Source organism: Aeromonas sp. s6 (assembly GCF_040907815.1).
Lineage (GTDB): Bacteria > Pseudomonadota > Gammaproteobacteria > Enterobacterales > Aeromonadaceae > Aeromonas > Aeromonas caviae.
This window is the reverse complement of record NZ_JBFOCN010000082.1, coordinates 1-4,396: the sequence shown is the minus strand read 5'-3', so window position 1 is coordinate 4,396 and position 4,396 is coordinate 1. Positions and strand designations below refer to the sequence as shown.

Sequence of the window (4,396 nt, the reverse complement as noted above, 5' to 3'; positions counted from 1 at the left end):
GGCCTGTGCCAAGAGCTCGATATCGCCCGCATGATCGATGCGGTGCTGCCCAAAAACCAATCCTTCAAAGTCTCTCATGGTCAGGCGTTGGTGGCCATGATCATCAACGGCTTAGGCTTCCATAGCAGCACCTTGCACCTGTTCCCGCGGTTCTTCGCCAACAAGCCGGTCGAGCGATTGATCGGCCCCGGGCTCTGCGCCGATGATCTTAATGATGATGTGCTCGGGCGCTGTCTGGATGCGCTGTTTGCGGCCGATGTGTCGACGCTTTATCAGGTGATGGCCGAGCAAGTGGTCGCCAAGCTGGGGCTCAAGCCCACGGCGGTGCATCTTGATATCACCAGCTTTCACGTCGATGGCGCCTATGACTGCGCCGATGGCGAACAGACCGGCCGGCTGCAACTGGTGCGGGGATACAGCCGTGACCATCGGCCAGAGCTCAATCAGGTGATCCTGGAGCTGATCTGTGAGAATCAGGCCGGCTTGCCGGTGTACCTGCAAGCGCTCAGTGGCAACAGCAACGATAACAGCGCCTTTCGCGAGACGGTTAATCGCCACCTGCGCAGCCTCAAGTCCGCGCAGGAGAGCCGCTATCTGGTCGGTGATGCAGCGCTGTACTGCGCCGAGACCCTGCACCTGTTGCATCATCAGCGCCAGCTGTTCATCACCCGCGTGCCGCGCACCCTGACGGAAGCACGGAATGCTGTGGCAGCCATTGGTGAGGCGCCGCTGACCGCGCTGGGCGATGGCTACCAGGGGCGCTGGCTGGATGCCGATTACGCGGATGTGCCGCAGCGCTGGCTGCTGGTGCGCAGCGAAAAGGCCAACCATGCCGAGCAGAAAACGCTGGCCAAGCACCTGCTGGGCGACAGCACCCGCGAGCTCAAGGCGTTCACCAAACTGTGCGCGCGGCGCTTTGCCTGTCAGGCCGATGCCGAAGCGGAGCTGGCGCGCTTTGCCAACGGGCTGAAACTACTGGAGATTGTGCAAGGCCACGTGCTGACGGAGCCCGTTTACGCCAGCGCCGGCAGACCCAAAAGCGGCCAGCAACCCGACAGCTATCAGTACCGCATCGAGGGTCAGGCCGCTACCTGCCTGGAACGGGTGGAGGAGGCCAACGCCCAGACGGGCGTGTTCATCCTGGCCACCAACGACCTGAGCGGCACCCTGACCATGGCCGAACTGCTGGCCACCTACAAGGCACAGCAAACGGTTGAGCGCGGCTTTCGTTTCCTCAAAAGCCCCGAGTTTCTGACCTCATCGCTCTATCTGAAAAAGCCGGAGCGCATTGAAGCCCTGTTGATGGTGATGACCTGCAGCCTGATGATTTACGCCGCGCTGGAGCACCGTATCCGCAAAGGGCTGGTTGCCCAAGGCCGCAGCGTGCCGGACATGAAGAAGAAACCGACGCAGAAGCCAACCGCCCGCTGGATCTTCCTGTGCTTTGGCGGGATCCACGAGTACAGCCTGGGGGGCGAACCAGCCCAAGTGACCGACATCAACACCGTTCAGGAGACCATCATCGACGTTCTCGGCCCTCGATACCGGCAGATTTATTCATGAAGCGGGTGCGGAATGTCGGATAAAGATACCAGCTGCATTCTTAGTAGCCATTATATCTGTTCTTGGTCTCATTTTATTTTTGCCAGAAGAATACTCTAAAACTCTAGCTGTAGACGGCTTTAGAAATGAATATAGAGTTTTTTTGGGCCCGGCTTTTTTACTCACGCTATCATTTTGCGCAGCCAGACTATTCCATTTTTTGATGCAGGGATATCGTCAGAGACAAACACTCAAGAAACGACAGGCGGTACTTCATAATTTGACTCCAGAGGAAAAAGGTTACCTGATAGCATACATAGAAGAACAGCAGAACACGGTTTATGTTGGTATAGATGATGGAGTAATGGCTGGACTACGTGCAAAAGGTATTACCTATCTGGCAGCAAGCATGGGGGACATGCTCAATGGCTTTGCATTTAATCTACAACCTTGGGCTCGTGAATATTTGGATAGGAATCCAAGCTTATTAGATGGCTATACTGGAGCTCCAATGACTCCGCGCCAAAAGTTGCATTCAAGATGGTAGACCTAACAAGTAAATTAACTACACACCTTCTACATCTATCATGGTAGAAACTACAACCGTCATTTAAGCGTTATGTTGAAGGAGAGTCTAGATGATTCGTAGCCTAAGAAAGGGACAGACATCAATTGAAATTTGGTACAAATATGGGGCTGACTCTATAGGCGCTAAACAAGCTGAGATTGAACTTATGGATAAGCATGCAATATTCCGAATTAGATTGTCTCCGGTGGATAAAAATCAATCACACGATGCTGATAACATTTTTATAGACAATCTAGAAACAATATCTAAAATTATAATTTGGGACGAGCATATTCGTAAGAACACTAGTAAATCCATCAATTCTCACTCGGAGAAAATTTCTTTTGTAAACCTTGAGATAGTTTATAAAAAAAGGCATGCATTTTCTTCTGATTTAAGACCTCTAGATGAGGACGGTTTGGAATTTTATATAAAAAACACTTAACTAATTTCATTTGAACAACCGCGTAGCGGGGTTCAACAATATAAGTTCTTATAATGATATCTATCATAAAAGCAAAGACAGGAGCATTGCTCCTCCCTCTTATTCGCTGAGGCGAGCCCGCTTGTCCAGGCCGCGAGACAGGATGTCAAGCGAGCGGCGCCAGACCATGGGCCAAATCGGGCAAGGACGAGCGCCGCTCGACCCGATTTGGCGCGAGAACAGGGATGTTCGAAGCGGGCTTTGGCCGAAGCCATGGATGGTGAAAGCCAAAGGCCCGTCGGCGCGTGCCGTCGGACAAGCGGGTGAGCCGAAGGAACCCGACGTAAGTCGGGCGAATAAGCGGGGGTGGCCGCTCGATTGGTGACTTTGCTTTGGCCACGCAAAGAAAAGTTACTCGCCCAAGCCCGAAGGGCGGGCGAAAACCCTTCGAGGCCAGCGGCCTCGCGTCCTGCACGGCAAAGCCGTGCCACCACACAACGGCTCCTTCCGCCAACACCATGCCTTGGAACGGACGATTACGCCTGATGGCTAATCGACCCTACGATGGCAATGAAATATCGCATCAAGACCCCTCCCCTTCGCAGGGGAGGGAGCCAAAGAGTCGCCACCAGCAAGGTGTGTGGCCGAACACCGCCCAACCATGCCGGATGCCACCGGCAAAGGGGGGCGTGGCCGCCTCTATCGGCCCAAGAAGGGTTCCCAGTCCTTGAACACCGGCTGCAACCCGGCCTGCCGCACGGCGGCGGCCACTTCCCCCACCGGGCGGTCGTCGTGGATGGCGAACTGCTCCAGCTCCTCCGCATCCCCCTCGGCATAGCCACCCGGCTGGGTGCGCGACTCGGCGGACATCTGGGTGATGCCAAGGCGCACTGCGCCGTTGCGAAAGGTGGCGGACTCGCGGGTGGAGAGGGACAAATCCAGCGTGGGCGAGAAGAGGCGCCAGGCGCAGATCAGCTGGGCCAGCTGGCGATCCGACATGACCACGGCAGGCTCCAGCCCGCCGGTGCAGGGGCGCAGGCGCGGGAAGGAGAGCGAATAGCGGCTCTGCCAGTGGTGGCGCTCAAGCCAGCTCAGATGCTCGGCGACAAAGTAGCTGTCGGCGCGCCAGTCCGAGGAGAGACCGATGAGCGCCCCCAACCCGATCTTGTCGATACCGGCGCGACCCAGTCGGTCCGGCGTGGCGAGGCGCCACGCGATGTCCTGCTTGTTGCCGCGCAGGTGATGGCGGGCATAGGTGGGGGCGTGGTAGGTCTCCTGATAGACCATGACCGAATCGAGGCCGAGGGTTTTCAGCTCGGCGTATTCGGCCTCGGACAAGGGCTGCACCTCCATCCCCACCGTGCTGAAGTGACGGCGGATGATGGGCAACACCTGCCGAAAATAGGCGAGCCCCACCTTGTGCTCGTGCTCGCCGGTCACCAGCAGCACGCTGTCAAAACCGCGCGCCTTGATGGCCAGACACTCGCGCTCAATCTCCTCGCTATTCAAGGTCTTGCGCTTGAGGCGGTTGCTCATGGAGAAGCCGCAGTAAGTGCAGTCGTTGGCACACAGGTTCGACAGATAGAGGGGCACATAGAAGCCGATGGTGTTGCCAAAGCGCTGGCGGGTCAGCCGCTCGGCCTCGGCCGCCATCTGCGGCAAAAACGCCTCGGCGGCCGGGGAGATCAGCGCCATAAAATCGGCCAGGGTGCGGCGGGAGGTAATCAGCGCCCGCTCTACATCGGCGGCGGTCTTGGCGCGGATCTGCATGCCGATATCGTCCCACTCCAGCTCGAGCCATCTATCGAGAAAACTCTCCGACTTTCTCTCAACCCCCTCCCTGCCTCCCCCTTCACAAGGGG

General features: G+C 56.9%; 4 protein-coding genes. 3 read left to right on the top strand and 1 reads right to left on the bottom strand.

Annotation, left to right across the window (positions count from 1 at the left end; translation table 11 throughout):
- Positions 1-3 precede the first annotated feature (3 nt).
- The 3 genes from AB5Y50_RS12500 to AB5Y50_RS12490 all read left to right on the top strand — a co-directional run bounded on the left by AB5Y50_RS12500 (position 4) and on the right by AB5Y50_RS12490 (position 2,555).
- Positions 4-1,563 (top strand): IS1634 family transposase, encoded by a 1,560-nt coding sequence (locus AB5Y50_RS12500; protein ID WP_368162673.1) that lies wholly within the window; start codon positions 4-6, stop codon positions 1,561-1,563.
- Positions 1,556-2,089, top strand: a complete 534-nt coding sequence (locus AB5Y50_RS12495) for a superinfection exclusion B family protein (RefSeq protein ID WP_368162927.1) — start codon at positions 1,556-1,558, stop codon at positions 2,087-2,089. Before AB5Y50_RS12500 ends, AB5Y50_RS12495 begins: the two co-directional genes overlap by 8 nt.
- Positions 2,090-2,180: 91 nt before the next feature.
- Positions 2,181-2,555: a hypothetical protein gene (locus AB5Y50_RS12490; RefSeq protein WP_049637279.1), complete on the top strand. Its 375-nt coding sequence runs from the start codon at positions 2,181-2,183 to the stop codon at positions 2,553-2,555.
- 678 nt (positions 2,556-3,233) lie between these two features.
- Here the strand turns inward: AB5Y50_RS12490 and thiH are convergent.
- The gene (gene thiH / locus AB5Y50_RS12485) at positions 3,234-4,304 is read right to left on the bottom strand and encodes a 2-iminoacetate synthase ThiH (protein ID WP_232091045.1); all 1,071 of its coding nucleotides are present in this window, start codon (positions 4,302-4,304) and stop codon (positions 3,234-3,236) included.
- Positions 4,305-4,396: the final 92 nt, after the last annotated feature.